Origin of the sequence: Streptomyces sp. NPDC097107, from assembly GCF_044762405.1 — a bacterium.
In the GTDB taxonomy this organism is placed as follows: Bacteria; Actinomycetota; Actinomycetes; order Streptomycetales; family Streptomycetaceae; genus Streptomyces; species Streptomyces thinghirensis.
Genome location: NZ_JBIWEF010000008.1, coordinates 316420 through 340470, shown reverse-complemented (window position 1 = coordinate 340470; position 24051 = coordinate 316420). Strand labels below are relative to the sequence as shown.

Here is a 24051-nt window from a genome sequence, read left to right as displayed (position 1 = left end):
CGGTGCCTCCGGCGTCAGCGTTTGCGGGCGGTGATCAGGAGGGTGGTGGGCCACGGGTCGCGGCGCGGGTGCCGCAGCTCCACCGTCGAGGTGACGCGCAGGCCCGCCCGGGAGAGGTGGGCTCCCCAGCGGCGGGCGTCGAACTCCCACCGAGCCAGGGGCAGTCGGGTGCGGTCGGGCATGGTGACGTAGTCATCGCGCGGACGGTCGTCCGTGGATGGATGTCTTCCGGCCCGTGCCGGGTGAGGGACGGAGAAGGCCAGCACACCGCCAGGCTTCAAGCGTCGGGAAACGGCGGTGAGGAGGAGCTCGGGGGCGACGAGGCCGACGGCACCGAAGACGGAGTAGATCGCATCGAAGGTCTGGCCGGTGGCCTGCAAGTGGTGCAGTGCGTGGCCGGCGGCGAACGTGGCGCCGTCGATGTGGCCGTAGTGGGAGCGGGCCCGGCGTACCTGGAGGCCGACCAGGTCCACGCCGGTGACGCGGGCCTGGTGGTGCTTCGCGAGATGGGCCACGTTGTGGCCGGGGCCGCAGCCCAGCTCCAGGACGCGCTTGCCGCAGAGGTCCCGTCCCAGGATCTCGGCGCCGGGACCGATGCCGGCGTGGGTACTCCATTCCATCCGGGCAGGCGCGGTGAGGGCGTGCGCGGGGGCAGCGGCTGTGCGCTGGGCTGCGTGGGCGTACCAGGGGGAGACCTGGGCGAGCACCTAGACCTCCAGGAGTTGGAGCACATCGCCCAGGTGGCGGCGGACAACGGGGATGTACGCGGGGTCCTTGGCCGGATCGTCGATCCAGCGAATGGCCTGCTCCATGAACCACTCCACGGCCCACATGCGGTGCCAGCCCAGGGCCCACGCCTCTGCGGCCAGTCCGCCCCGCGCGGCGAGGGCGTCCTTGTGACCGCCTGCGGCGACGTACTGCTCCAGGAACACCCGCATGCGGAAGAGGCTCGGCACGTCGGTGGTGCCGTGGTACGAGGCGAGGTCGATCAGGCCGGGTCCGGTGAAGGCGCGGGCGAAGTCGAGGAGGTGCCAGCCGTTCTCCCCGATGTGGACGCTCGTGGGGTGGAACTCGGAGTGGACCCAGCCGAACGGGTCGAGCGTCGCACCCTGGACACGGGTTTCGGCTGCGGCCGAGATCTTCCCCAGCGCGGTCTCGATCTCGTCGCAGTCCGTCCATCGGTCGGCTTTCCGTAGCCGCTGGAGGTGATCGAGGGCTCGGCCGGGCAGGGCTGCGAGGCCCGCCCCGTCGAGGAGGGGCAGACCGCCCGCAGGGCGGGCGGCGTGGAGCATGACGGCAGCGGCGACGCCGTCGAGGTCGTCGGCATCCCGTACGGGAGTGCCGAGGTCGTCCATGAGCATGCCGAGCCACTTGTCCTGCATGGCGGTGGCGTGGAGGGCGGGGACCGGGAGCCCGCGCTGGTGGGCCATCCGCAGGGCCTGGGCCTCGCGGTCGAAGGGTTCCTTGGCGTACTTGAAAACGGCCGTGGTGCCGTCGGGGAAGGTGACGCGTTCGACGCCGGACATGCCCCAGAGACGAATCTCGGCACGGTGGGGGAGGGGCTTGCCGACGAGGGTGCACAGGTCGTCCAGCAGGGTGGCGGACACGCTCTGGTCCATGGGGGTCTCCAGGGGGATGGTGGGCTCCGGGGCGGGCGCGCGCGAGCTGGTCCGCCCCGGAGCCGTACTGGGGGCGGGGTTACTCGGCTGCGGTCACACGGTGGGCGTAGACCTGCTCGATCCAGCCCGCCTTGAACTCGGCCAGGTCGCCACGGAAGTTGGCCATCGAGGCACCGTAGGGTGCGACGACGCCGCCGGACTGGTCAGGCACGGACTGGCAGCCGTGCACGAGCCGGCCGCCGAGCGCGGCGTGGGCCTTGATGGACTCGATCCGGCGGTGCTCGTTGAACCAGCCGCCGTGGTAGACCTCGTCGAGCATTCCGCCCGTCGCGTCGTCCAGGTCGAAGACGACGGACGTGGCGGCGGGGAAGAACCAGCACGGGCCGATGTTTGAGATGTGTCCGTCCAGCTCGACCTTGTTGAGCGCCATAAGCGTGGCCGCTTCGCGCAGCATGCGCAGGTGGTCGACGGTGATCTGCGGCAGGCCGAGGCCGGTCAGGTGCTCCTCACGGAAGAGGTACGAGTACACCCCGTACGCCGTTGCCAGGACACGGGCCGCGTCGGAGGTGGACTCGCCGTGGTTCTTGATGAAGTCGAGCGCGAGCTGCTCGACCGCGCTCTCGGTGGTCTCCTCCACGTCGAGGAGCTGCTCCTTCACCAACTCCCAGTCGGAGATGAGCCAGGTGCTGGACTCGAAGCGGAAGAAGTACTCGGCCGGGTCGATGGTGATGCGCCGACCGTCCACCTGGATGCCGGGCAAGCGGTTCCAGCGCGGGTCGAAGGCGTCGGGCAGCTCGACCGTGATGGTCGCGGTGTCGATGGTGGTCACCGTGTCTCCGTCTCTGATCGTCCGGGGTCGGGCATAGGAATGCCCGACCCCGTTGGGGCGTACGGAACTTGGGGGCCGCCCGGCCTGAGGGTGGGGCGGCTGTCGATAAGTGAACCGCCCGCTACACAGAGTGGGTACGGTGTGACCGAGGTCAAGCGGTATACACGGTTTACGGATCCGGAGCGGAGGCGATTGTGCCGGCACCGACCAGCGCCAACTCCCGCCTGCGCGAAACGATCAACGCCGCCGGGTGCACGTACGACGCACTCGCCAAGGACGTACGCCGCATCGCCGCAGAGAACGGCGAACTGCTCCAGACCAACAAGTCGGCCATCTCCCACTGGGTGGGCGGTGCCCGCACGCCGTCCGGCCAGGCAGGCCAGTACCTCGCCGAAGCCCTCTCCCGGCGGCTGGGCCGCGTCGTCACCCGAACCGAGCTCGGCCTCCACTCACCCGACACGGAGTCGCCACCGGACACCGACCCCGTCACCGCGGTCACCGACCTCGGCCGAGCGGACGTCGAACGCCGCCGCTTCCTCGCCATCGCCGCCTTCACCACGGCCGGCGTCGCCATGCCGCTCCTCCACGACCACGAAGCCACCTCCCGGATGCTCCGCGCCCGCACCGCCCGCTCCCTCGTCGGAAGCGACGACATCGACGTCGTACGACAGATCACGGCAGCCTTCAGCGCCGCCGACGAACGGCTCGGCGGCGGGCACGGCCTGACCACAGTCACCGCGTACCTCGCCGACACAGCAGCCCCCATGCTGCGGGGCCGTTTCCCCTCGGAGCCCCTACGCCAGGCCGCCTTCGGCGCCGTCGCCGAACTCGCCTACCTCGCAGGGTGGAAGCACCACGACCTCGGCCACGAAGGCGCCGCCCAGCGCTACTACCAGGTCGGCTACCAACTCGCCTGCGAAGCCGACCCCCACGGCCACGCCGCCTGGATGATGCGCGCCCTCGCCCATCAATCCCTCAGCCTCAAGCAACCCCACCACTGCGTGGACCTCGTCAAAGGAGCCCTCGCCCGCGGCCTCGGCCACGTGGACGGCCAGACGGAAGCGCTCCTCCCATCACGCACGCCCGCGCCTACGCAGCCGTCGGCGAGAACCCATTGGCCGCCCGAGCTCTCCTCGCCGCCGAAGACGCCCTCCTGCGCGAGGACGGGCCCCAGCCCAGCTTCTCCCGCGTCAGCGGCCCCGCCGCCGGCACCGTAGCCAGCCACACCGCCCGCACCTTGACCGACCTCGCCGACCACATCGGTACGGAACAGCAGCACCGCGACGCGCTCACCCGCTGGGACCCGGAGAAATACAAGCGCGTCCACGCCCTCACCCACGCCGACCTCGGCGACAGCCTCGCCGCCCAGGCCCGCGCCGACGAAGCCGTCGCCGCCTGGACCCAGGCGCTGGCCCTGATGGAGGGCATGACCTCCGACCGGACCCGCAAGGCCATCTCGTCGATCCGCTCCACTCTCGCGGTCTACCAACGGCGTCGAGTCCCCGGCGCGGCCGATCTCGCCCGCCGCGCCCGCGAGGCCCTCGCCTAACATGCCCAACACCGCCCGACGAAGGGAACACCGTGCCCCAGCAGACCGACGACCAGACCAAGGCCCTCAAGCCAGCGCTCGAATCGATGACCCTGCTGGTCGCCGCCGTCATCGTCCACGACAAGGCCACCAACCGCGTCGTACTCCTGCAGCGCAGCGAGAACGCGAAGTTCGCCCAAGGGATGTGGGACCTGCCCGTCGGCAAGAGCGAACCGGGCGAGCCCATCACTGAGACGGCAGTCCGCGAGCTCTACGAGGAGACCGGCCTCACGGTGAAGCCCGAGTCCCTCAAGGTCGCGCACATCATTCACGGAGCCTGGGGCGTTGAGTCCCCCAATGGCTTCCTCACGGTCGTCTTCGCCACCCACGAATGGACCGGCGAACCCGAAAACCGCGAACCTCGCAAGCACTCCCGGGTCAGCTGGGTCGACGCCAACGCCATCCCGGAGGGTTTCGTGGACACCACTTCGAGTGCGCTATGTTCCTACCTCGCTCATGGCGCTCAGGTCTCCCTCGACGGCTGGTATTCACACTGATCAGCTCGACTAAAGCGTGGGAGGTCTTGCATATCCCTGAGGTTGATCAAGAGGTGGCAGTAATATTGGTAAGATTGGTGTAGCGGCGAGTGGAGGCGGACGACCATTAAAGAGAACGTGCTGGCAAAGGTCGTCGCTCTGCGGCTGGTGGATGTCGGCTTCTTCGAGAAGCGCGCGTCTCTCGAATTTTGGGTTCCGTTCTTGTATCGTCCGGCATTGCAACTAGTTCAGGGAAGCGCTGAAGGAGTCGCTGCTCCTGAAGGTGAATCAATTGAGGGCGATGACGGGCCAGGGGTTGTGGGTTGATCTGAGCTAATCCGGACTGGCCGCAGTTCTGCTGCGAGTTAAAAAGCGGCATGCTGATAGCACGCACCGGAAGCTCTGCTGCTGGAGGGGGCTACAGGTAAGGCCTCTGAAGACCAAGGCGAGGCTGCCAGCACTCAAGCCCATGGATGGGACCAGCTACTGGCGAAGCCCCAGTGGAGGTCCATCCAGTGGCTCGTCCGCGGTCGGCGGGCGGACGTACCGCCGACCGCGCTCGTCGCAGGCTCCAGTTCTGGTAATTGCGCTGGGCCTCGATCAGGGAGACCTTGTTCGCGTCACCTGCCGTGGTCGCGGAACTGGACTCCGTCGTCCTCCTAGAAGCAGACGGGGCAGATCTCAAAGGAGCCGGGCATGGCGTCGAGCACGCGGTGCCCGCAGCAGGGACAGGGGTAGCGGTCGCTCACCTGCGCAGTCTCGTTGCAGGTCCGGCCGGTGCGCCATGGACTTCTCGGCCTCTGCAGGCCCGGCCAGTCCGCAGCCAGTCCGCAGGACACCCGTAAACGGCCGTCGGTGGCCAACGCGCGCCAACGAGGAAACTCCAGGTCAGAGCCCTGGGGGAGGCTCCGTCGCAGGTCAGGATCAGTCCGCAGACATTCCGCTTCGACGTGTAGCGGTTGACATACCACCATGTCGCTGATCTGGCAAACATGCAGGTCAGAGGGGGTCCGACTCTTCGGGGTCGGGCCCTTGGTTTTTCCCGTGCTGGGATGGTGCCGGGATAGCTGACCCCCCGTCACCTGTCGTCATCCCTGGTCATCCGTACCGTGCTGGGATTGTGCTGGGATGCGATGAGGATGCCCGTGCTGGGATTTGTGCGAACAGGGCGCTGACCGAGCTGTGAAGGTGGTGCGGACGTGGCGTTTTTCCTACTCGTTTGACACAATCGGGGGCATGGCTGAGACGACGTACAGCATCGGGGAAGGCCCGGCGACGCGGGTGAGCCTGTCGCTGCCGGAGGGGACGGCCGAGGCGATCCGGGCGCGGGTGGGGAAGCGGGAGTTCTCCGCGTTCATCGCCGAGGCGGTCGAGCGGGAGCTGCGCGGGCAGGTCCTGGACGAGTACCTGGCGGGCTACGAGAGCCGTAAGGGGCCGGTCTCCGAGCCGGCTCGTCAGCGGGCGCGGCAGGTCTTCGACGAGGTGTTCGCCGAGGAGGCCGAGTGGCCCGCCGCAGGTTGAGTCACGAGGGGACGCTGGTTCTCGACAGCGAGGGACTCTCGAAGCTGCTCGCCGACGACGAGCAGGTGGTGGCTCTGATCGCTGAGGCGCGCTCGCGCGGTATGGACGTCGTGATCAGTGCGCTCACCATCATCGAAGCCGTCCACGCCCGTACGAACAAGCCTCGCTTGAACTGGGTGCTTTCCGGGCTGCGGGTCGTCCCGGTCGGTGACGAGGAGGCGAGGGCTGCCTCGAAGTTGCTGATGAACGCCGGGTTGCACGGACACAGGTACGCGATCGATGCGGCCGTCGCCGAGGCCGCGCTGCGACAGCACCGCCCCGTGGTCATGCTGACCTCCGATACCGACGACATGGCCAAGCTGTGCGGCGAGCGGGTCAGGCCCGTGGCGGTGTGATTTCCTCTGGTCCGGCGTCTGCCTTTCGACGGTTGGTCAGTGAGTGGCGGTGGGGCTACCAGTATTCGGCGGACCACCGGTTTCGGTAACCGGCGATCCGCCGCTATGTTGCCGCTCTTCCGCCTGATGGAATTTTGTAGGTCGCGGCCGGAACCAAGGCTCAGTAGGAGCGGGGCCCGTAGGGGCTCCAGTGGCCGAGGAAGGGCTTGAGGTCCTCGCCGCTGGGCTTCGGCGGCGCGGGCAGTTTCGGCGCTGAAACCGATTCGGTGAGGATGTGGAGGTGCGCGTCCGCGAACGCGAGCCACGCCTCGATCCCGGTCCGCTCCTGCTCGGGCTGAAGTGATGTGGCGTGGTCGCGTACTGCTGCGATGTATTCGGTCAGGCGGCTGGCCTGGTACCAGGTGTCTGTCTGTTCTCCGAGGTGTTTGACGCGGTAGGTGTGAGCGTAGGCGGCGTGGGCTTCCTGCATGGCGGCTTCCCAGCGCTTTTGCTGTACCTCTCTGGCTTTTTGGTCTGCAAGGCGTTTACGCTCCGCGGCTTCGCCACGGAAACCGACCTCCTGCACGATCTCGGCGAGTTTTTCTTCCAGAGGCCGGTCGGGGAGATCCGCCCATTCGCTTGCACGGTGCGGGCTGCCGCCGCGGAGCATGAAACGCAGTCGGCTGGAGGGGGTGTAGTCGAAGCGGGCGATGCGCATCGCCGGATTCGATGGGCTTGATGAGACAGCCGTCGTTCGCAGCGGCCAGTTCTTCAAGTAGCTGGTCCGCGTAGTTCGTAGAGGCCTTCGGCGCGGCTCTGGGGCGCGGCGGTGCCGGTTTTCGAGCGGGCCGTTCCGGCGGTGGGGTGCTCTGCTCCACGGGGCGAATGCCGCGTTCCGTGAGGTGCTGCCGCCCCTTCTCGGTGAGGTGGGCGATCCAATGCCCGCGGCGTTTGGTGACGTTGATGAGCCCCCGGTTTTGCAGGGCCTGTCCGCTGGTCTTGTACGTACTGTCCGGCCAGACTCCGTCGGGGCACCCCTGGCCCACCCAGTCGAGCACGGCCTGCTGCCGCTCATTGAGGGCCTGGTGCATGTGGTCGGCCCCCCTTGCGGTTCCTAGCTGTGCTGCCCCGGAGACAATGCCCGCCGCTCCCGCGGGAATTCCAGACGGCCTGAGAGGACCTTCGATCGGATGAAACGTGGTGCACGGCGCGTTTACAGCGAGAACAGCTCTTCCTGGTAGTTCTCGACGCCGCGCCGCGGATAGAAGAGGCCGAGCAGCATGAACGTCCTGGTCGTTTGCCAGGTTGCCGACGAAGCAGTGGACAACGTGGTCCGGTGCGGGGCAGTCCTTCGGATCTCAGTTCGTGGGTCGACCAGGTTGTGTAGCGTTGGCGGCCCTGAGCCCACTTGTACTTTGCAGCGATTCGCGTGCTGGAATGGCTGACCCCTCGTCACCTTTCCCCATCCTGCTCATCCCTACCGTGCTGGGACCGTGCTGGGATGAGATGGCAAGGCCCGTGCTGCATTTCTGCCGGGCGGGTGAGCAGGGAGAGGCTCTGCCCGCACAGTTGCTTCCTCATTACCAGCATGTCCGGTCGGCCGGACATGCTGTGGGAGAGAAGCGGACTGCAACCGCCCCGGATTGTCCGCGTCGGGCGGGCGCGCCTCAGGCGCTTTCGCGCACCGCAACGGGAATGCTCGGACTCCAGGCCCACAGGATGCGCGCACGGACCGGGATTCGCTATGCCCCGTGGGGGTACGTGACGGACTCGGCGGACGACGGACGGGAGTGGAAATGGGAACGGTGGCGGGCCAATGGGGGCCACGCGTCGGCTTCTGTCCGGTGGTCTCCGGGCGGCCGTACTCCGCCGCTGCCTGGGGGCACGGTGACGGCCGGTGAACGGCTTCACAGCCACACTGTTGCTGCTGGGCGTGGTCGCGCTCGCCGTCGCCGGGGTTTACGGGGCGGGGTGGGCGCTGCGGGTTTCCTCGGAGCCTCTGGCGGTTGCTCCGTTCGGGTCGGGACTGGAGCCGGTTGAGCATGCGGTCAGCCGGTTCCACGTGCGCTGGTACACGGTCACGATGCTCTTCCTTGCCTTCGACATGGAGATGGTCTTCATGTACCCGTGGACGCTGATCATCTCGGCCATGGGGCCCAGCGCGGTGATCGAGATGTTCGTCTTCCTGGCGATCCTGCTCGCCGGAGTCGTTTACGCCTGGCGGGAGGGGGCCCTGCGATGGACCTGACCGGCACGATGCTGCGCGCGGCGGCCGCCCGCCCCCGCGTCCTGGTGGTCTGCACGCCGGGCGGAGCGGCCGTGCGGCTGGCCGCCGAGCGGCACCTACGGCTTCGGGACTGGCCACCGGCCACCTCTCCGGCGCAGGCCGATCTGTTGCTCGTCGCCGGTCCCCTCTGCCCGGACCTGTGTACGGCGCTGGAACGGCTGTGGCAGGACCTGCCCGCCCCACACGCCCGCGCACATGCCCGCACCGCCGATGAAGTACTGGCCGCCCTTGATGGAGCCCGCGGCCGCCTGGCCTCGTCGGCAGCCCAGCGCGAGCAGACACCCCTGTCCGATCGAGGCGGCCGCTCGCCGCACGATCGCCGTCATGTGCAGAGCGCGGAACAAGAGGGAACCGGGGGCCACTCCTCCCGGGAGAGGGCCGCCTGGGACGGCGAGCACGGCGAGGAGTCCGGTCCGGACCGGGTCAACGGCAGGTACAACGGCTCAGGTGACGCTCATTCTTCTCAGGATCAGCACCACGGCAACCACAGCGGAGAAGAGGAGAGAGGTAACGGCGGTGACGCCCACGAAGACCATCAGGATCACGGCGGTCACGGCGGTCACGGCGGTCACGGCGGTCACGGCGGTCACGAGGGGCATGGTGGGATGGAGATGCCGGGCGGCTTGCCGATGGCCGAGCAGGGCGAGGACCGCGACGGTTTGCTGCTCGACCGGCTGCATGTGCCGCTGGGCCCGTTCCTGTCCGACTGGCCCGCCGGGCTGACGCTCCGTCTCGTCCTGCAAGGTGACGTCGTTCAGGCGGCCGACCTCGACGAGGTACCCGTAGTCGACCCGCGTCCTGTCGAGCCGTTCTGGGTGCAGCCCTGGTTGCGGGCAGCGGCCGGTGAAGTGGTGAGTTCCGGGGCGGCGGCGCGACGCCGGGCGGCGGCCCGTCTGGACAGTCTGGGGCGGTTGCTGATGATGGCGGGCTGGCCTGCCGAGGCGATGAAGGCTCGCCGGCTGCGTGATGACCTGCTCCAGGGTGCCCCTGCCGCCGTGCTCGCTTCCCGGCTGGAGCGCCTGGCCCGACGGGTCGGCCGGTCGCGGACCTTGTTCTGGCTGACCCGCGGGATGGGCGTGGTGACCGCGAAGGACGCACAGGCAGCCGGGGTGAGCGGTCCCGCGGCCCGGGCCGATGGGGATGTGGCGGCACGCTACCGGCAGTGGCTGACCGACATCCGCCACGACGTGGCGCGGCTGGACGATCTTTCGCCGCTGGATCCGGCGGAGGAGAGCCCGCGGGGCCGGTGGGACGCGCGGCAGCCGCCGTCGGCTGCTCTGGTCGCGCTGCTTCCCCGGCTGCTGGACGGGGTCGAGTTGGCCGCCGCGCGCCTGATCGTGGCCAGTCTCGATCCGGACCTGGACGAGCTCGCGGCATACTCGCTGGAGGGGTCGGCGCGTGGTTGAGGCAGGGGCGTGGTGGACGCTGCTGGCCGCCCCGGCTCTGCTGCTGGGCTTCGCTGTGCTGGCTGTTGCGGCCGACGCGGCTCTGACGGCACGGGACGCGGGCCGTCCGGTCACCGTGTCCGCCGCGATGCGGCCGCTGCTCGCGGTGCCGCGGGCGCTGGTGGCGCAGCCCCGGCGGATGCCGGCTCCGGACCGGCTGCTGTGGCGGGCCGGTGTGGTGACCGTGCCGGTGTCCGCCGTGCTGTCGACGCTGGTCATCCCGTTCGGGAACGTGGCGGTCGCCGACCTGTCGGTGGGAGTGGTGTGGTTCAACGCCATGGAGGTGCTGACCTGGGCCGGTCTGTGGCTGGCCGGGTGGGGTCCGAACGCGGCGTTCTCCCTGGTCGGCGGCTACCGTTTCCTCGCCCAGGGCCTGGCTTACGAGCTTCCGCTGATGTTCGCGCTGATCTCGGCCGCGACCGGAGCTCAGTCCCTGCGCATCGGCGACATCGCCGCCGCGCAGGACGGCCTGTGGTACGCGGTGTGGATGCCCGTCGCCTTCGTCGTCTACCTGGCAGGCGTTCTCGCGTTCAGCTTCCTGGGACCGTTCGCCTACCCGGCCGGCCGGGACATCGCCGGCGGCGTGCTGAGCGAGATCTCCGGGGTCGACCGGCTGCTGATGCAGGCCGGGCGGTGGATGTGGCTGGCGGCCGGCGCGGCGATGGCGGTGCCGCTGTTTCTGGGCGGGGGTGCGGGGCCGGGCTTGCCCGCCTGGGCGTGGTCGCTGATCAAGACTCTGCTGGTGCTGGCTGTCCTGGTGGTCGCGGCGCGGCGGCTGCCGGTGATCCGAGCCGACCGGTACGTGGAGTTCGCCTGGGTCGTCCTCATCCCGCTGACGATCGTGCAGACCCTCGTTCCGGCTCTGGTCAACCTCAATCGTTAGGAAGGAAGGCCCGCTCGATGGGAACGACGGCCGCGGTACTGCTGTGGACGCTGGGCGTGCTGGCCCTGGTCGGCGGCGTCCTGGTGTTCACAGTGAACTCGATGGCGCGGGTCACGTTCGCGCTGCTGGGTTCCCTGGTGTGCGTCGGCGGCGTGGTGACCGTCCTGGGATTGCCTTACCTCGGGATGGTCATCGTGCTGATGATGGTCATGGAGATGGTCATCATGGCTGTTTTCATGATCGCGTACATGATGAATCCGGCTGGTCTGATGCCGATGTCGATGCTCCACAACAAGCGTGGAGCGCCGGCCATCAGCGGTGTGGTGTTCGCCGCGCTGACCACGGCGGTCTTCGTGGTGCCCTGGCCCGACCGCCCGCGGGTGCGGCCGGCGGAGACCACCGTCCAGGTGGGCATGTCGTTGATGGGTGATCAGATGCTGACGATGGTCACGCTCGGGTTCGTCCTGCTGGCGACGATGGTCGGTGCGACCGTGCTGGCCACCCACCGAGGCCGCTACGACCGGTTCGGCGACGACCTCGACCAGCGGCCCGCCCGCGATCCGGCCGGCGGAGGGGTGGGCAGGTGACCTTCGAACTGCTCCTGGTCCTGGCCGCGGGCCTGTTCTCGATCGGTCTGTTCGGCGCACTGTCCCAGCAGTCCATCGTCATGATCATGATGGGGATCGAGCTGATGATCGGCGGGATCATCGTCGCCGCCGCCGACTTCTGGCACTTCCTGGCCCCCACGGTGGGCAGCGGGCAGGTGGTGATCGTGGCGGCGGTGGTGGCGATGGCGGTGGAGATGGCGATGGGCTTCGCCGTCACCACAGCGATCTACCGGGCCCGGCAGGTCGACATGACCGATATGGCCGGGGACCTGAAGGGATGAGCGCGCTGATCTGGCTGCTGACCGCCCTGCCCCTGGCAGCGGGAGCCGCCCTCGCGGTGACCGGGACACGCCTGAACCGGCAGGCGTCCGCCCTCGGCGTGCTGGTGGCCGTGGTGACGCTGGGCCTGGCTGTCGCTGCCGCGTTGACCCGGCCGTCGTCGAGCGTGCCGCTGTTCGCCGGAATCCGAGCGGGTATGGCGGTGGACGGTCTGTCCGCGGTCATGGTGATCACCGTCGCCGCGGTCACCACCGCCGTTCTGGTCTTCTCCGCCGGGGAGTTCGGTGAGGACGAGAACCGCGGACGGTTCTTCGGCCTGATGCTGCTGTTCGCCGGCTCCATGCTGGTCACCGTCACCGCGACCACACTGCCGCTGCTGCTGATGGCCTGGGAACTGATGGGCGCGACCAGCTGGGCACTGATCGGCTGCTGGTGGCACGACCCGGAACGGGCACGCGCGGCGGACACCGCCTTCCTCACCACCCGCACCGCGGACCTGGGCCTGTACCTGGCGGCCGGTGCGGCCATGGCCGGTGGCGCCGGGACCTTGAGCCTCGATGTCCTTCCGCACACCGCGTCTCCTTGGCTGCACCTGGCCACCGCCGGAATCGTGGCCGCCGCGCTAGGCAAGTCCGCGCAACTGCCCTTCTCCTTCTGGCTGTCACGCGCTATGCAGGGCCCAAGCCCGGTGTCCGCGCTGTTGCACTCGGCGACCATGGTCGCCGCCGGGGCCTACCTGCTGCTGCGCCTGCACCCGCTGTTGGCCGAGACCGACTGGGCGGGGCCAGTGGTCGCCTGGACCGGCGCCGTGACCGCCCTGCTTCTCGGCGTGGTGGCCGTGGCGCAACGCGACCTGAAGCAGCTGCTTGCCGCGTCGACCGCCTCGCAGATCGGCTTCATGGTGCTGGCCGCCGGCAGTGGCGGTGTGGCCGGCGGCACCTTTCAGCTCGTCGCGCACGCCGCCGCCAAGTCCGGTCTGTTCCTCGCCGCCGGGGCTTGGCTGACCGCACTGGGCACCAAGCAGCTTCCTCCCCTGCGCGGGGCCGCGCGCGCCCACCGTCTGGTCGGCGCCTGCTTTACCGTCGGCGCGCTCACGCTGGCCGGGCTGCCCCCGCTGTCACTGTGGTGGGCCAAGGACGACGTCCTCGCCTCCGCCCGCGCCGAGAGCAACGGCCTGTATCTGGTCGGGCTCGCCGCGGCCGCCGTCGCGGCCGTCTACAGCGTCAAGGCCCTGTGGTACGTCACCCGCCCGCTCCCCGAGGACCCGCAGGCCGGGTATGACACCGAGCGGCCCGGCACCCGGCGTGTCCCCGCCGCCTCGGTTGCCCCGCTGCTCGTGCTGGCAGGCGCGGCGGCCGTCCTGGGCGTTCTCGCGCTGCCGGGGCCGGCCGCGTGGCTGCGCGACCTGCTCGGCGTCCCCGGGGAACCCTCACCCAGAGCGTGGGAGCTGGGATTGTCCGCCGCCGTCGCTCTCGCGGCCGCCGGGATGTCCTGGTGGCGCCCCTTCTCCCCGCGCACTCTCGTCCCACCGGCCGTGGTGCGGTGGGCCGGCGGCTGGCTCCACCTGGAACGAGCCGCCCATGCTGTCGTCGTCAGACCGGTTGTGGCCGCAGCCCATGGGCTGGCCGTCTTCGACGACCGGGTCGTGGACGGCGCCGTACGGCAGGTGGCCCGTGGCGGACTCGCCCTCGCCCACCAGGTACGTCGCGTGGACGACTCAGGTATTGACGCCGCCGTCGAAGCTGTCGGCCGTGGTGGCCTGGCCGCGGCTCGGCAGGCCCGCCGTGCGGATGACGGAGGCATCGACGCCGCCGTCAGCGCCGTCGCCTCGGGCGCCCGGAGCCTGGGGCGGTGGGCGCGCCGCCCGCAGACCGGGCTGCTGCACCAGTACTACGCCCAAGCCGCCGTCGGCTTCTGCGTGCTCGTCCTGATCGTGCTGTTGGTGAGGTAATCCCCTGTGCTGAGTGTTGTGACGTTCCTGCCGCTGGTGGTGTGCGTGGCGCTGATGCTGCTGCCCGGCAGATTTCCCGAGCGGGTGTACCTGTGGGTGTGGATCACCACCGCTGCCGTCGACCTCGCTCTGTTCATCGCCCTGTGGGCGGGGTTCGACTCCCAGGGTGGGATGCAGTATGAGCAGCGGGTCCGCTGGATTCCCGGAGCGGGGGTGAGTTATCACGTCGGCGTCGACGGTCTTTCCCTGCCGCTGGTCGCTCTGACCTGCGTACTGTTCCTCGCCGTCGCGGTGTACTCGCTGCGCGAGACGAGCCGCGTTCGCCCGTACGTATGCCTGTTCCTCTTCTTGCAGACGGCGAGTCTCGGACTGTTCGTCGCCCTTGATCTGATCCTGTTCTTCGTCTTCTTCGACCTTTCCATCGTCGGCATGTTCTTCGTCATCGCCGGCTGGGGCCACGGCGAACGCGCACGGGCGGCGGCGCTGAAGTTCTTCCTCTACACCTTCATCGGCTCGCTCGCCCTGCTGCTCGGCTTCATCGGCCTCTACCTGGCCGCCGACCCGCACACCTTCGACATCGTCGACCTCACCCGTACCAACCCGCTCGCCGGCCACGGTGTGTACGCGGGCCTGGTTCTGCTGGCGATCGGCGTGGGGCTGGCCGTCAAGACCCCGACCGTCCCCTTCCACACCTGGCTGCCGCCCGCCCACACCGAAGCCCCCGCCGCCGGATCGGCGATCCTGGCCGCGGTCCTGCTGAAGATGGGCACCTACGGTTTCGTCCGCATCGCGATGCCGCTGCTGCCGGGCAGTTGGCGCCACTACGCCTTGGTCATCGTGATCGTCGGCGTCGTCTCTGTCGTCTACGGAGCCCTGGTCGCGCTCGCGCAGACCGACTTCAAACGCATGATCGCCTATACCTCGGTCAACCACATGGGCTACATCGTCCTGGCCGTCGGCGCCGCCGGGACCCTGGCCGGCACCGACGCCCAGGCCCGTTCCCTGGCCGTCACCGGCGCGGTCACCCAGATGGTCAGCCACGGCCTGATCACCGGCGCCCTGTTCCTGCTCGCCGGCGTCCTGTACGACCGCGGACAGACCTACGAAATCGACGCCTACTCCGGACTGGCCGCCCACGCGCCCCGCTTCGCGGCCGTCACCGGCGTCGCCGCGTTCGCGAGCCTCGGCATCCCGGGCTTCTCCGGGTTCATCGCCGAGTTCCAGATCTTCACCGGCTCCCTCGCCTCCCAGACCGTCGCCACCGCGATCGCCGTGACCGGCATCCTCATCACCGCCGCCCTGTTCCTGCGCGCGCTGCGCAGCATGCTCCTCGGCACCCCGCGCCTGCCCCCATCGGTGCACACCACCGGCTTCGGCGACCTGAAGGCCCGCGAAGCGGTCCCCACCATCAGCCTGCTCGCCCTCGCCCTGGTCATCGGCGTCGCACCGCGCCGGCTGCTGGACGTCATCGAACCCGCCAGCCGCACCGTGACCGATCTGGTGGCCCGGTGAACGAGAACCTCGCCGCCCTCATTCCCGAACTCGCCCTGCTCGGCGCCGCCGTGACCGGCCTGTTGACAGGTTCCTGGCTGCCGCGCCGCCGCCAGTGGATCGTCGCCGTCCTCGCCGCCGCGGCCTGCACCGCCGGCCTGGCCGCCACGAGCATCACCATGGCCACCGGCCGCGAACAGACCGTCTTCTCGCACACCTTCGCCGTCGACACCGCCACCAACGCCGGCCGACTCACCGTCCTGGGAGCCCTGCTGCTGGTCATCACCATGTCGGTGGAGACCGTACGAGGCCGCAAACGCGAAACCGAGTACTGGGTCCTGCTCCTGCTGACCGGCGCGGGCACCCTCGCCCTCCTCGGAGCGAACGACCTGCTGATGCTGTTCGCCGCCTACCTCCTCGCCAGCATCCCCGCCTACGCCCTGACCGCCTTCGCCAAAGACAACTCCGGTACCGAAGCAGCCCTGAAGTACTACCTCATGGGCGCCCTCCTCGGCACCACCATGCTCGCCGGGACCGCCCTGCTCTACGGCGCCGGGCACGCCACCCTCTACCGCGAACTGCGCACCACCCTGCCCGAGGCTCCCTACGGCCTTGTCGCCGTAGCCCTGGTCGCCGTTCTGGCCGGGCTCCTGTTCAAGGCCGGTGCCGTACCCGCCCACTTCTGGGTCCCCGACGTCACCGACGGCGCACCCGCCCCGATCGCCGCCTACGTCACCACGCTGCCCAAGATCGGCGCACTGATCGCCGGCTACCGCCTGCTCCACCAGGCCCTGCCCCACAGCGACGTCAACTGGCCGCTGCTCCTGGCGGTCCTGGCCGCCGTCACCATGACCCTGGGCAATCTGGCGGCGTTCTTCCAGACGTCCGTCAAACGCCTGCTCGCCTACTCCACCATCAGCCAAGTGGGCTACCTCCTCATCGCCCTCGCCGTGGCCACCCGCACCGACCTCGCCCAACAGAGCCTGCTGTTCTACCTGGCCGCCTACGCCGCCACCAACCTCGGCGCCTTCGCCGTCGTCACCGCGCTCCCCAGCGCCCGCACCCTGGAGGACTACCGCGGCCTCGCCCGCCGCCGCCCCGGCCTCGCAGCCGTCCTCGTCATCTGCCTCCTCGGCCTGGTCGGCACCCCACCCACCGGTATCTTCCTCGGCAAACTGGAGATCTTCAGCGCCGCCATCGACGGCGGCTACACCTGGCTCGCCGTTCTTGCCGTCGCTAACACCGTCGCCTCCCTCTTCTACTACCTTCGCTGGCTCGCCCCTCTCTTCACCTCCACCGGATCTGCACCGCTTGCCACGCAAGCAGTGCATGGCCGCTGGACTGCCGCCACCGCCTACACCGCAGGGACCCTCGCCCTCGGACTCGGAATCGCCGGTGGGGCCATCCTCCCCTTCGGTGCGGGAGACCTGTTGCCCTGACGGGTCATGACCTGTGACCTGTCCGGCGGGGTACGGAGGCCGGGACGTACCGTTTTACGGCCCTGCCGCTGCCAAGTACGGACAGCACGGGCAGAGCCGACCAAGACCGCCCCCATGGTCGCCCCAGGGGCAGCGCGCCTGCTGCTGGGCAGCCTGAGGATAGACGCTCAGGTGAGGCCGCAGTGTCGTGGCGACGGTTGGGCGTGGGTCAGCTCGCTGCACCGTCGCAGTCTGGCGACGTTGCTGCTGCGGACACCGCGAGGATTTCCGGTGCCGACCGCGCGGTCATCCGGCGGACTCGAGTGGTCCGAATGCTCCGCAGCGTGTCGGGTAGGCGGTAGCCGTCGACACGGATCACGTGACCTCTGTGTGGCCGATACGAAGTGTCAATTGCCTGTACAGGGAGTTGGCCGACGATAGGAGGAACCTTTCATGTCGGATGGCAGCGCACCTGTTCTCAGTAAGCTCAGTGAATCCGGGCAGACCGTGGAGGTCCCTGACGAGGACGTTCGCGGCCGTAAGGTCACCGACACGGGCGGAGACGATGTCGGAAAGATTGAAGACCTCCTGATCGACGAGTCGGAACGCAAAGTCCGCTTCCTCCTCGTAGCGCATGGCGGATTCCTTGGATTCGGCGAGACGAAATCATTCATTCCCGTGGACGCCGTCTCGAGGGTCACAGATGACCAGGTCTTCATCGACCAATCACGGGAACGCATCGCTGGCGCCCCCGTCTATAACCCGGAGCTCGCCGATAAGGCGGACTACTATTCCAGCGTCTATGGGTACTACGGTTACGCGCCGTTCTGGGGACCGGGATACATTTACCCGGGCTTCCCTTCCCGCGGGCACATGTAACAGGTCGCAAGCCGTGGTGGTTTCGCCGCCCGGCACGTGGGGCACCGTGAAAGGGTTTGTGACACGTTCCGCCCAACCACTTGCACCCTGCGGCATCTCTCCTTTGAGTTCCGGGAGTGCGTCGGGCCTGATGTTCAGGGCGCTGAGGTCGAGTAGGAAACTGTGCTGGCTGGTGATCTGGCGGCGCCGTACGCGTGCGTCACCGCGGACGATGAGGCGGTGGTTGCTGCGCGGTTGATGGCCGAGCATCGCCTTCCGGCGCTGCTCATCCTGGACAGCGCCGGGTGGCCCTGCGCGGTCGTTCCTGCAACGCTCATGTTCAGCACTTTCCGGCCGGCCGCAGGTCGTGTTCTTCACGCCGCCGTCGAGCACGGCGAAGACGGGCCGGGGGCAGCGGTGCGTCCTGGCTGCCCAAGGGGACCCTGCCTGCTCTTGTGGTGGTACCTCACTGCACGGCGTACCAGGTCGGAGAAGCCATGACCAGGTCAGGCAGCCCGCTGGCCGTGGTAGCCGGCACGGGGGATGGCGTGGGACGGCGTGTCTTCGGCGTGATCACAGCTGACCGGCTCCATGCTGCTTTGACCGCGGAGCCGGGTCGTCAGCCTCAATGAATCTCCGGCGGGGGCGGAGGCCGCAAGAGGTACGCGAGAGGTGAACTACGGAGGTTGCGGGTGGAGGGGGTCGAGTCGTCGGGCTGGTGGATCCTGGCCGTAGCGGTGGCCGGCATCGCCGCAGTGCTTTCTAGCTAGTGAACGGCCAGAAGGTGCCAGGTCGAGGGGGCGAAGACACTGTCCGGGTGGCGCTGCCCCAGGAGGACGGCCCCGTCACGGATGAGGACGAGGTGGGCGCCGATGATGCTGCGGCTGCGGTGGTCGCGCGGCTCGCGGACCTCCACCACGGGAAGCGCCGCGCCCTGGCGCGCACCGGGCTGGTCCATGTTGTGGTGGGCGTGCAGCACCGCGGCGGTGCCGGGGTCCATGGTCATCTCGTCGATTTCTTCGATGCGGGTCCAGCGCAGCTGGATACCTTCGTTGAGTTCGATCTCGTGCGCGGGGGTGTTGAGCGTGCCGTGGTAGACGCGTACGCGGTCCTTGAAGCCTCCGCTCGCGTCCAGGGTGTCCAGCGTGACGAAGCCGGTCAGGTCGGGGATGGCGAGTCCGATCTCCTCGTCGAGTTCCCTGGCGATGGCTTCGTCGCAGCTCTCGCCCCTTTCGGTGTTGCCGCCGAGCAGGGCCCAGTGCCCGGGGCGCCAGATCGATTTGTTCGCCGAGCGAAGGTGGAGCAGGTAGCGGCCCTCGGCATCGGTGAGCAGGGCCGCGGTACCGGGAATCGTCGGCCAGTCGATCGTGACGCGCGTGTGTTTCTTGACGAACACGTGCGCGGCATCGGGCGCGTGCGCGGGCGTGTTGGTGTCCAGAGGGTGGATGGTGATGCCCGGGCAGAGCGCGGCGCGGTGGTTGCGCTGCCAGCGCTGGACCTGCTCGACCATCTCCTTGGCGGCCAGGTGGCCGTGGGGACCGTAGCCGTGGACGACGAACTCGTACAAGCCGTTGCCGTCGTCTCCGTCGGAGATGCGCTCGGTGGTCAGGCGCGCGAGGGAGGCTCCGCGTACGATCGCGGCGCCGGGCCAGTGCGGGGGCGGGGGGTTCAGGATCCCGTTGTCGCCGTCGGGGTCGACCGACAGGCGGCAGAAGCCGGGCAGGACGCCGGCCGGATAGAGGGTGAGGGCGTCGAAGGGTTCCTGGCCTCGGACGGTGACGTGGCTGTGCGTCACGGTCGGCGCGCGGGTGAAGGCGGGGGCGAGCTGGTCGACGGGCAGCGGGGTGCCGTCGTCCCAGGACAGGTGGACGCCGGTGCCGGGGACGGTGCGCCGGTTCGGGTCCCAGGCGCCGTCGCCCTGCATGGCGACGAAGCCGCAGACGATGAGCGGCCCGTCGCTGTGCAGGGCCCCGTCGCGCTTGGTGAAGCCGATGGCCCAGTGGTAGCCGTGCAGACGCAGCGGCGCGACGAGACGTCCGCCCTCGGCGAGAGCGTCGATCCAGGGCAGGTCCCAGGTGTCGACGGTGACCAGGATGGCGTCGAAGCCGCCGTCGGGCACGATGTCGGCGGGCAGGTGCTCGGCGTCCGCCGTGACCACCTGGACGCGGTCATATCCGGTCTGGGCGAGGAAGCGGGCGGCGCGGTCGGTGACGACCGGGTCGGTGTCCAGGGTGGTCACGCTGCCGGTGGGGCCGACGAGTTCCGCCATGAGGGCGGCGTTGCAGCCGCCGGAGCCGATCTCCAGGACATGGTGGCCGGGCCGGATGCGGGCTGCTTCGAGCATGTCGGCCTGCAGCCAGGGCGCAGAGACGGAGCTGATGATGCTGCCGTCGTCGCTGTGGCGGGTGGCGACGATGTCGTTGGCGTACGCGGCGTCGAGCGTTACTTCGGGGGCGGAGGCGTGCCGGGGCACGGTGTGCAGGGCGTGGTCGACCGCGGGGGTGCGGATGTGCCCTTTGGTGGCGAGGTGGTCGGCCAGCTTGTGGCGCAGGGCGGTCGCTTCGCCGGTGGCCGCGGTGGGGGGTGTAGTCGCGACGGGCGGGAGTTTGAGTAGCTTCTCGCGCAGGGAGGGGGAGGCTGCCCTGTCCATGGAGCGCCATTCAATGCCGCCGACCTCCTCCGCCTGCAGCACTACCGGCACATCTGTCGCCGCGCGCAGGCGAAAGAGGAAGCGGAGATCGAAGTGCTGGTGGCTCGGTTCGACTTTGCCCGGATGGGCGTCGATGTCGTGGATATCGATGTCGAACGGCACGGTCTCGTAGCCGGGCCACGAGTCCACAGCTTGGGGCGGGATCCCGGTCTCCTCGTGCAGCTCCCGGATGGCCGCCTTCGCCAGGGATTCGTCTTCGGGCTCGGTATGTCCACCGTTTAGGAACAGTTCGCATGTCTCAGGCAGCCTGCTGTCTCACTGTCACTCTGAGGGAAGCGCCTGAACGTCCTACTGCGAACCACGCGGCAACTGTCTCAGAAAGAGGCGGGAAGCGATGCCCGTTTGTGACCTTCGAGGTCGGGCCGCTCGGTTAGGGGCGCCCGCTGCGGTTGAAGTCCCCCTCCATGAACGTGATCCTCGAGCGCGAGAGTGGCGGTGATCGGGTTGGCGTACGCGCGTGCGCCGGAGCGGATGCCATCCAGTTCTGGTCGGCGTTGCGGGCCTGGGCCCACGCACTGCTGCCACCGCACTTGGATATATAGGTAGCTGTGACCTGGGGTGTTTACGAGAAGCGCCCACATGGACACGCACGATGAAGAACGGGGCCACAAGAGAGACACCTGGGTCCAAGATCAACTGAAGGTATCTCCCGAGTGGACCCTGCGACGCTACGCCAGCGTCCGTCAGCACCACCTGGACGGCGGTTCACCCGCTGCGCAATCCGACCCGCAACGACGCCCCGACCTCCTGGCTTTCATACGGGGGAGGTGCCCGGTGAGGATCGAGAAGCCCGCTCCCGGCGCATCGGGCACAGGCGCCGTCCGCGCAGACCGGCCACCAGGCCCGAGGGGCGCGACACTGACGTCGCGGCGGCTGATGACGCGATGACCACTGGGTGCCGCAGCCGCTGCGGAAGAGCGGCAGGAAGCCAGGGCGGGCGCCGAAGGCTCCGTGGGGGCGGGCCTTTATCAGCTGTGTTTGGGCACGGGCGCGGCAGATAGGGGTGTTCGCGCCGCTGTTCGGCTCGACGATGTGTTCGGTACCGGGGCGACGAGGGCGCGCCCTCGACGGCGAGGGAGCGGGCTGCCGCGAGCCCACTGCATTCGTTCACGCTTGCGGGGTAGGCCCTCGATCTCGCGTGGCCTGTGGGTGCCGCATGTCCCGATTGTTCATCAGATGGTGTGGCACATCCACGGCACGAACGTTTCGCCTCTTCCTGTGCGCTGAGGATCGAGGGGCGTCCGCCGCCGTCCGGCAGCGTCGTCTGTCGCCTTGATGTGTTCGGCCGCGTGCATCATCCGCACAACAGGAATGACTCATCGTGCATCTGACTCCGCATGAGCAGGAGCGTTTGCTGGTCCACGTCGCGGCTGACGTGGCAGAGAAGCGCCGGGCTCGGGGACTGCTCCTCAACTATCCGGAAACGATCGCTCTGTTGACCGCTCACGTCTTCGAGGCGGCGCGTGACGGGAAGACCGTCACCGACGTCATGGATTCGGGCCGGCAGTTGCTCACCCGGGAAGAGGTGATGACCGGCGTCCCGGAAATGATCGACCGCGTCCAGGTGGAGGCCACCTTCCCGGACGGCACCAAACTGGTCACCATCCATGATCCAATCCCGGACGCGGCGGACGAGCCTGTGGTCCACCCAGGCAAGATCGAGCACCCCCAGCCGCGGCGCAAGGGGAACTGTCCCGTCGACTGCGAGAAGGCCGACGCCCCGTCCTCCTGCTGCGACGAGTGCGACGACAGTGCGGAATGGCACGCGTCGATCCACTTCAATGTGGGCCTGCAGGGCGGCCAGTCGATGCCGGGGAGCGAGCGGCAGCCGGAAAAGAAGACGATCAAGGTCAAGAACACGGCAGACCGTTCCATCCAGGTCGGCTCTCACTACCACTTCGCCGAGGTCAACCCGGGCCTCACAGTGATCGCGAAGCTCAACGGCACCACGGTGACTCCGGTGGAGGAGAAGCCCGTGGAATGCGCTGAGGCGAAGGGGCGACGGCTCAACATCGCCGCGGGCACGTCGGTGCGGTTCGAACCGAATGACGAGTGCTGGGTCGAGCTCGTCGAGTTCAGGGGCACGGCCAAGGACTGCAACTTCTCTGCGATCAGGGGACTGCGTCGGGAGGAAGTCAAGTGAGCCGTTACGAGAACGACAGCAACGAGCTGACGCGGGCCAAGTACACCAGCCTGTACGGGCCCACCGCGCAGGACCGTGTCCGCCTGGCCGACACCGATCTGACCGTGGAGATCGAAGCCGACTGGTCCGGCGGGCCGGAGCACAGCGGCAACGAAATGCTCTTCGGCGGCGGGAAGGTGATCCGGGAGTCGATGGGCATGGCCCACGCCGAGAGGGGCAGCGGGCCTTACGACAGGCCCGACGAAGAGCCCTGCCCGCCTGTGGACACGGTCATCACGGGCGCGCTGATCCTCGACTGGTGGGGTGTGGTCAAGGCCGACGTCGGCATCTTCGACGGCAACATCGTTTCCATCGGTAAGGCGTACAACCCCGAGACGATGGACGAGATCACTGACTTCACCCTGCCCAAGCGCACGGGGGTGAAAGACCTGACAGGCGAGGCCACGGCGCCGTGGGATCAGTCCGGCAGCCCCCGGCGGCCGTGGAGGCCCGGCAATTTCGTGGTCGGCCCGAACACCGAGGTCATCTCCGGCAACGGCCGGATCCTCACCGCGGGCGGTATCGACACCCACGTGCACTTCATCTGCCCGGAAGAGGTCAACGAGGCGCTGGCCTCCGGTGTGACCACCCTCATCGGTGGCGGCACCGGCCCGGCCGAGGGCAGCACCGCCACCACCGTGAACCCGGGCTCCTGGCACATCACCCGGCTCTTCGAGTCCCTGGACGAGTTCCCGGTCAACGTCGGTCTGCTCGGCAAGGGCAACTCGATGGAGAAGAAGGCGCTGGAGGAGCAGGTGGAGGCGGGCGTCATCGGTCTCAAGCTGCACGAGGACTGGGGCGCCACCCCCGCGGTGATCGACATGGCGCTGACGGTCTGCGAGGAAAGGGACATTCAGCTCGCCCTGCACGCCGACTCGTGCAACGAGTCCGGATTCCTGGAGGACACCAAGGCCGCCTTCACGGCCGAGGGCGGCCAGCCCCGTTCCCTCCACATCTACCACATCGAGGGCGCCGGAGGCGGGCACGCACCGGACATGATCGAGCTGGTGAAGGAGCCAAACGTCCTGCCGGCCTCGACCAACCCCACCCGCCCTTTGACGGTCAACACCGTCAAGGAGCACATCGACATGCTGATGGTGGCCCATCACCTCAACTCGGATATTCCGGAAGACCGTGCCTACGCGGACTCACGCATCCGGCCGTCGACCATGGCAGCGGAGGACATCCTCCACGACATGGGCGCCATCTCGATCATGTCCTCGGATGCGCAGGCGATGGGGCGCATCGGCGAGATGGTCATGCGTACCTGGCAGACCGCACACGTCATGAAGGTCCGCTACGGCGCACTGGACCAGGACCTCAAGTACGCAAAGGATCGGATCGATGCGGCGAAGACCGCCGCTCAGGCCCAGGCCCCGGGCTCGGAGACCGTAGGGGAGGCGGGTCAGGAGACGGCAGCGGAGGCGGAACAGGAGACAGAGGCGGTAGCGGAGACGGGGTCGGCAAAGGGCGAGGAACTGGGCGGGGGCGAGGCCCAGATCCAGGCGAAGAGCGGCCAGGCCGTCCTTCAG

Annotated in this window: 21 protein-coding genes and 3 pseudogenes; 16 read left to right on the top strand and 8 right to left on the bottom strand. The window is 68.7% G+C overall.

Annotated elements, in window-relative coordinates; translation table 11 throughout:
* Positions 1-14: 14 nt before the first annotated feature.
* The 3 genes from ACIQ1J_RS21385 to ACIQ1J_RS21375 all read right to left on the bottom strand — a co-directional run bounded on the left by ACIQ1J_RS21385 (position 15) and on the right by ACIQ1J_RS21375 (position 2448).
* A complete protein-coding gene (locus tag ACIQ1J_RS21385) occupies positions 15-707 on the bottom strand; it encodes an SAM-dependent methyltransferase (protein ID WP_403558722.1) in 693 nt (230 codons plus the stop codon).
* Positions 708-1619: an aminoglycoside phosphotransferase family protein gene (locus ACIQ1J_RS21380; RefSeq protein WP_403558720.1), complete on the bottom strand. Its 912-nt coding sequence runs from the start codon at positions 1617-1619 to the stop codon at positions 708-710.
* Positions 1620-1698: 79 nt separating this feature from the next.
* Positions 1699-2448 carry a hypothetical protein gene (locus ACIQ1J_RS21375; protein WP_403558718.1) on the bottom strand — a complete coding sequence of 250 codons (750 nt, stop codon included), beginning with the start codon at positions 2446-2448 and terminating at the stop codon, positions 1699-1701.
* 194 nt (positions 2449-2642) lie between these two features.
* Between ACIQ1J_RS21375 and ACIQ1J_RS21370 the strand changes: the two are divergent.
* Together ACIQ1J_RS21370 and ACIQ1J_RS21365 are read left to right on the top strand one after the other, a co-directional pair.
* Positions 2643-3997, top strand: a pseudogene (locus ACIQ1J_RS21370) (tetratricopeptide repeat protein).
* Between the two features lie 32 nt (positions 3998-4029).
* Entirely contained in the window at positions 4030-4533 is a 504-nt protein-coding gene (locus ACIQ1J_RS21365; RefSeq protein ID WP_403558716.1) for an NUDIX domain-containing protein, read from the top strand.
* A gap of 638 nt (positions 4534-5171) precedes the next feature.
* Here ACIQ1J_RS21365 and ACIQ1J_RS21360 read toward each other — a convergent pair.
* Positions 5172-5486, bottom strand: coding sequence for a CPCC family cysteine-rich protein (locus ACIQ1J_RS21360; protein ID WP_403558840.1), 315 nt, complete (start codon positions 5484-5486; stop codon positions 5172-5174).
* A 262-nt stretch (positions 5487-5748) separates the two neighbouring features.
* On the opposite strand from ACIQ1J_RS21360, the gene ACIQ1J_RS21355 reads away from it, so the two are divergent.
* Both ACIQ1J_RS21355 and ACIQ1J_RS21350 read left to right on the top strand, forming a co-directional pair.
* Entirely contained in the window at positions 5749-6033 is a 285-nt protein-coding gene (locus ACIQ1J_RS21355) for a hypothetical protein (RefSeq protein WP_124269873.1), read from the top strand.
* On the top strand, positions 6015-6428 hold the full coding sequence (locus ACIQ1J_RS21350; RefSeq protein ID WP_403558714.1) for a PIN domain-containing protein: 414 nt from the start codon (positions 6015-6017) through the stop codon (positions 6426-6428). Before ACIQ1J_RS21355 ends, ACIQ1J_RS21350 begins: the two co-directional genes overlap by 19 nt.
* A gap of 160 nt (positions 6429-6588) precedes the next feature.
* Here the strand turns inward: ACIQ1J_RS21350 and ACIQ1J_RS21345 are convergent, their stop codons facing one another.
* Complete coding sequence (locus ACIQ1J_RS21345; RefSeq protein ID WP_403558712.1) at positions 6589-7125, bottom strand: hypothetical protein; 537 nt, start codon at positions 7123-7125, stop codon at positions 6589-6591.
* A gap of 1179 nt (positions 7126-8304) precedes the next feature.
* Between ACIQ1J_RS21345 and ACIQ1J_RS21340 the strand changes: the two genes are divergently transcribed.
* Entirely contained in the window at positions 8305-8655 is a 351-nt protein-coding gene (locus ACIQ1J_RS21340; RefSeq protein WP_403558710.1) for an NADH-quinone oxidoreductase subunit A, read from the top strand.
* A gap of 95 nt (positions 8656-8750) precedes the next feature.
* Here ACIQ1J_RS21340 and ACIQ1J_RS21335 read toward each other — a convergent pair whose 3' ends face one another.
* Positions 8751-9020, bottom strand: coding sequence for a hypothetical protein (locus ACIQ1J_RS21335; RefSeq protein ID WP_403558708.1), 270 nt, complete (start codon positions 9018-9020; stop codon positions 8751-8753).
* A 117-nt stretch (positions 9021-9137) separates the two neighbouring features.
* Positions 9138-9284, bottom strand: coding sequence for a hypothetical protein (locus ACIQ1J_RS21330; protein ID WP_403558706.1), 147 nt, complete (start codon positions 9282-9284; stop codon positions 9138-9140).
* A gap of 15 nt (positions 9285-9299) precedes the next feature.
* Here ACIQ1J_RS21330 and ACIQ1J_RS21325 point away from each other — a divergent pair, with 15 nt between their 5' ends.
* The 8 genes from ACIQ1J_RS21325 (at position 9300) to ACIQ1J_RS21290 (ending at position 17648) form a co-directional block, all read left to right on the top strand.
* The gene (locus ACIQ1J_RS21325; RefSeq protein WP_403558704.1) at positions 9300-10100 is read left to right on the top strand and encodes a hypothetical protein; all 801 of its coding nucleotides are present in this window, start codon (positions 9300-9302) and stop codon (positions 10098-10100) included.
* Positions 10093-11022, top strand: a complete 930-nt coding sequence (locus tag ACIQ1J_RS21320) for an NADH-quinone oxidoreductase subunit H (RefSeq protein ID WP_403558702.1) — start codon at positions 10093-10095, stop codon at positions 11020-11022. The genes ACIQ1J_RS21325 and ACIQ1J_RS21320 overlap by 8 nt, the downstream gene beginning before the upstream one ends.
* A 17-nt stretch (positions 11023-11039) precedes the next feature.
* Complete coding sequence (locus ACIQ1J_RS21315) at positions 11040-11609, top strand: NADH-quinone oxidoreductase subunit J (protein WP_403558700.1); 570 nt, start codon at positions 11040-11042, stop codon at positions 11607-11609.
* Entirely contained in the window at positions 11606-11911 is a 306-nt protein-coding gene (locus ACIQ1J_RS21310) for an NADH-quinone oxidoreductase subunit NuoK (RefSeq protein ID WP_403558698.1), read from the top strand. Before ACIQ1J_RS21315 ends, ACIQ1J_RS21310 begins: the two co-directional genes overlap by 4 nt.
* Complete coding sequence (locus ACIQ1J_RS21305; RefSeq protein ID WP_403558696.1) at positions 11908-13860, top strand: NADH-quinone oxidoreductase subunit L; 1953 nt, start codon at positions 11908-11910, stop codon at positions 13858-13860. Before ACIQ1J_RS21310 ends, ACIQ1J_RS21305 begins: the two co-directional genes overlap by 4 nt.
* Positions 13861-13866: 6 nt before the next feature.
* A complete protein-coding gene (locus ACIQ1J_RS21300) occupies positions 13867-15372 on the top strand; it encodes a NuoM family protein (protein WP_403558694.1) in 1506 nt (501 codons plus the stop codon).
* Positions 15369-16790 (top strand): NADH-quinone oxidoreductase subunit N, encoded by a 1422-nt coding sequence (locus tag ACIQ1J_RS21295; protein WP_403558692.1) that lies wholly within the window; start codon positions 15369-15371, stop codon positions 16788-16790. The genes ACIQ1J_RS21300 and ACIQ1J_RS21295 overlap by 4 nt, the downstream gene beginning before the upstream one ends.
* A gap of 432 nt (positions 16791-17222) precedes the next feature.
* Positions 17223-17648, top strand: a complete 426-nt coding sequence (locus ACIQ1J_RS21290) for a PRC-barrel domain-containing protein (RefSeq protein ID WP_403558690.1) — start codon at positions 17223-17225, stop codon at positions 17646-17648.
* A 745-nt stretch (positions 17649-18393) separates the two neighbouring features.
* Here the strand turns inward: ACIQ1J_RS21290 and fxlM are convergent.
* Positions 18394-20565, bottom strand: coding sequence for a methyltransferase, FxLD system (gene fxlM, locus ACIQ1J_RS21285; protein ID WP_403558838.1), 2172 nt, complete (start codon positions 20563-20565; stop codon positions 18394-18396).
* Between the two features lie 1093 nt (positions 20566-21658).
* On the opposite strand from fxlM, the pseudogene ACIQ1J_RS21280 reads away from it, so the two are divergent.
* The 3 genes and pseudogenes from ACIQ1J_RS21280 to ACIQ1J_RS21270 form a co-directional block, all read left to right on the top strand.
* Positions 21659-21955, top strand: a pseudogene (locus tag ACIQ1J_RS21280) (urease subunit gamma); the annotation flags it as partial.
* A gap of 189 nt (positions 21956-22144) precedes the next feature.
* On the top strand, positions 22145-22480 hold the full coding sequence (locus tag ACIQ1J_RS21275) for an urease subunit beta (RefSeq protein ID WP_403558836.1): 336 nt from the start codon (positions 22145-22147) through the stop codon (positions 22478-22480).
* A pseudogene (locus tag ACIQ1J_RS21270) lies at positions 22477-23832 on the top strand (urease subunit alpha); the annotation flags it as partial. The gene ACIQ1J_RS21275 and the pseudogene ACIQ1J_RS21270, both read left to right, overlap by 4 nt.
* Between the last annotated feature and the right edge of the window lie 219 nt (positions 23833-24051).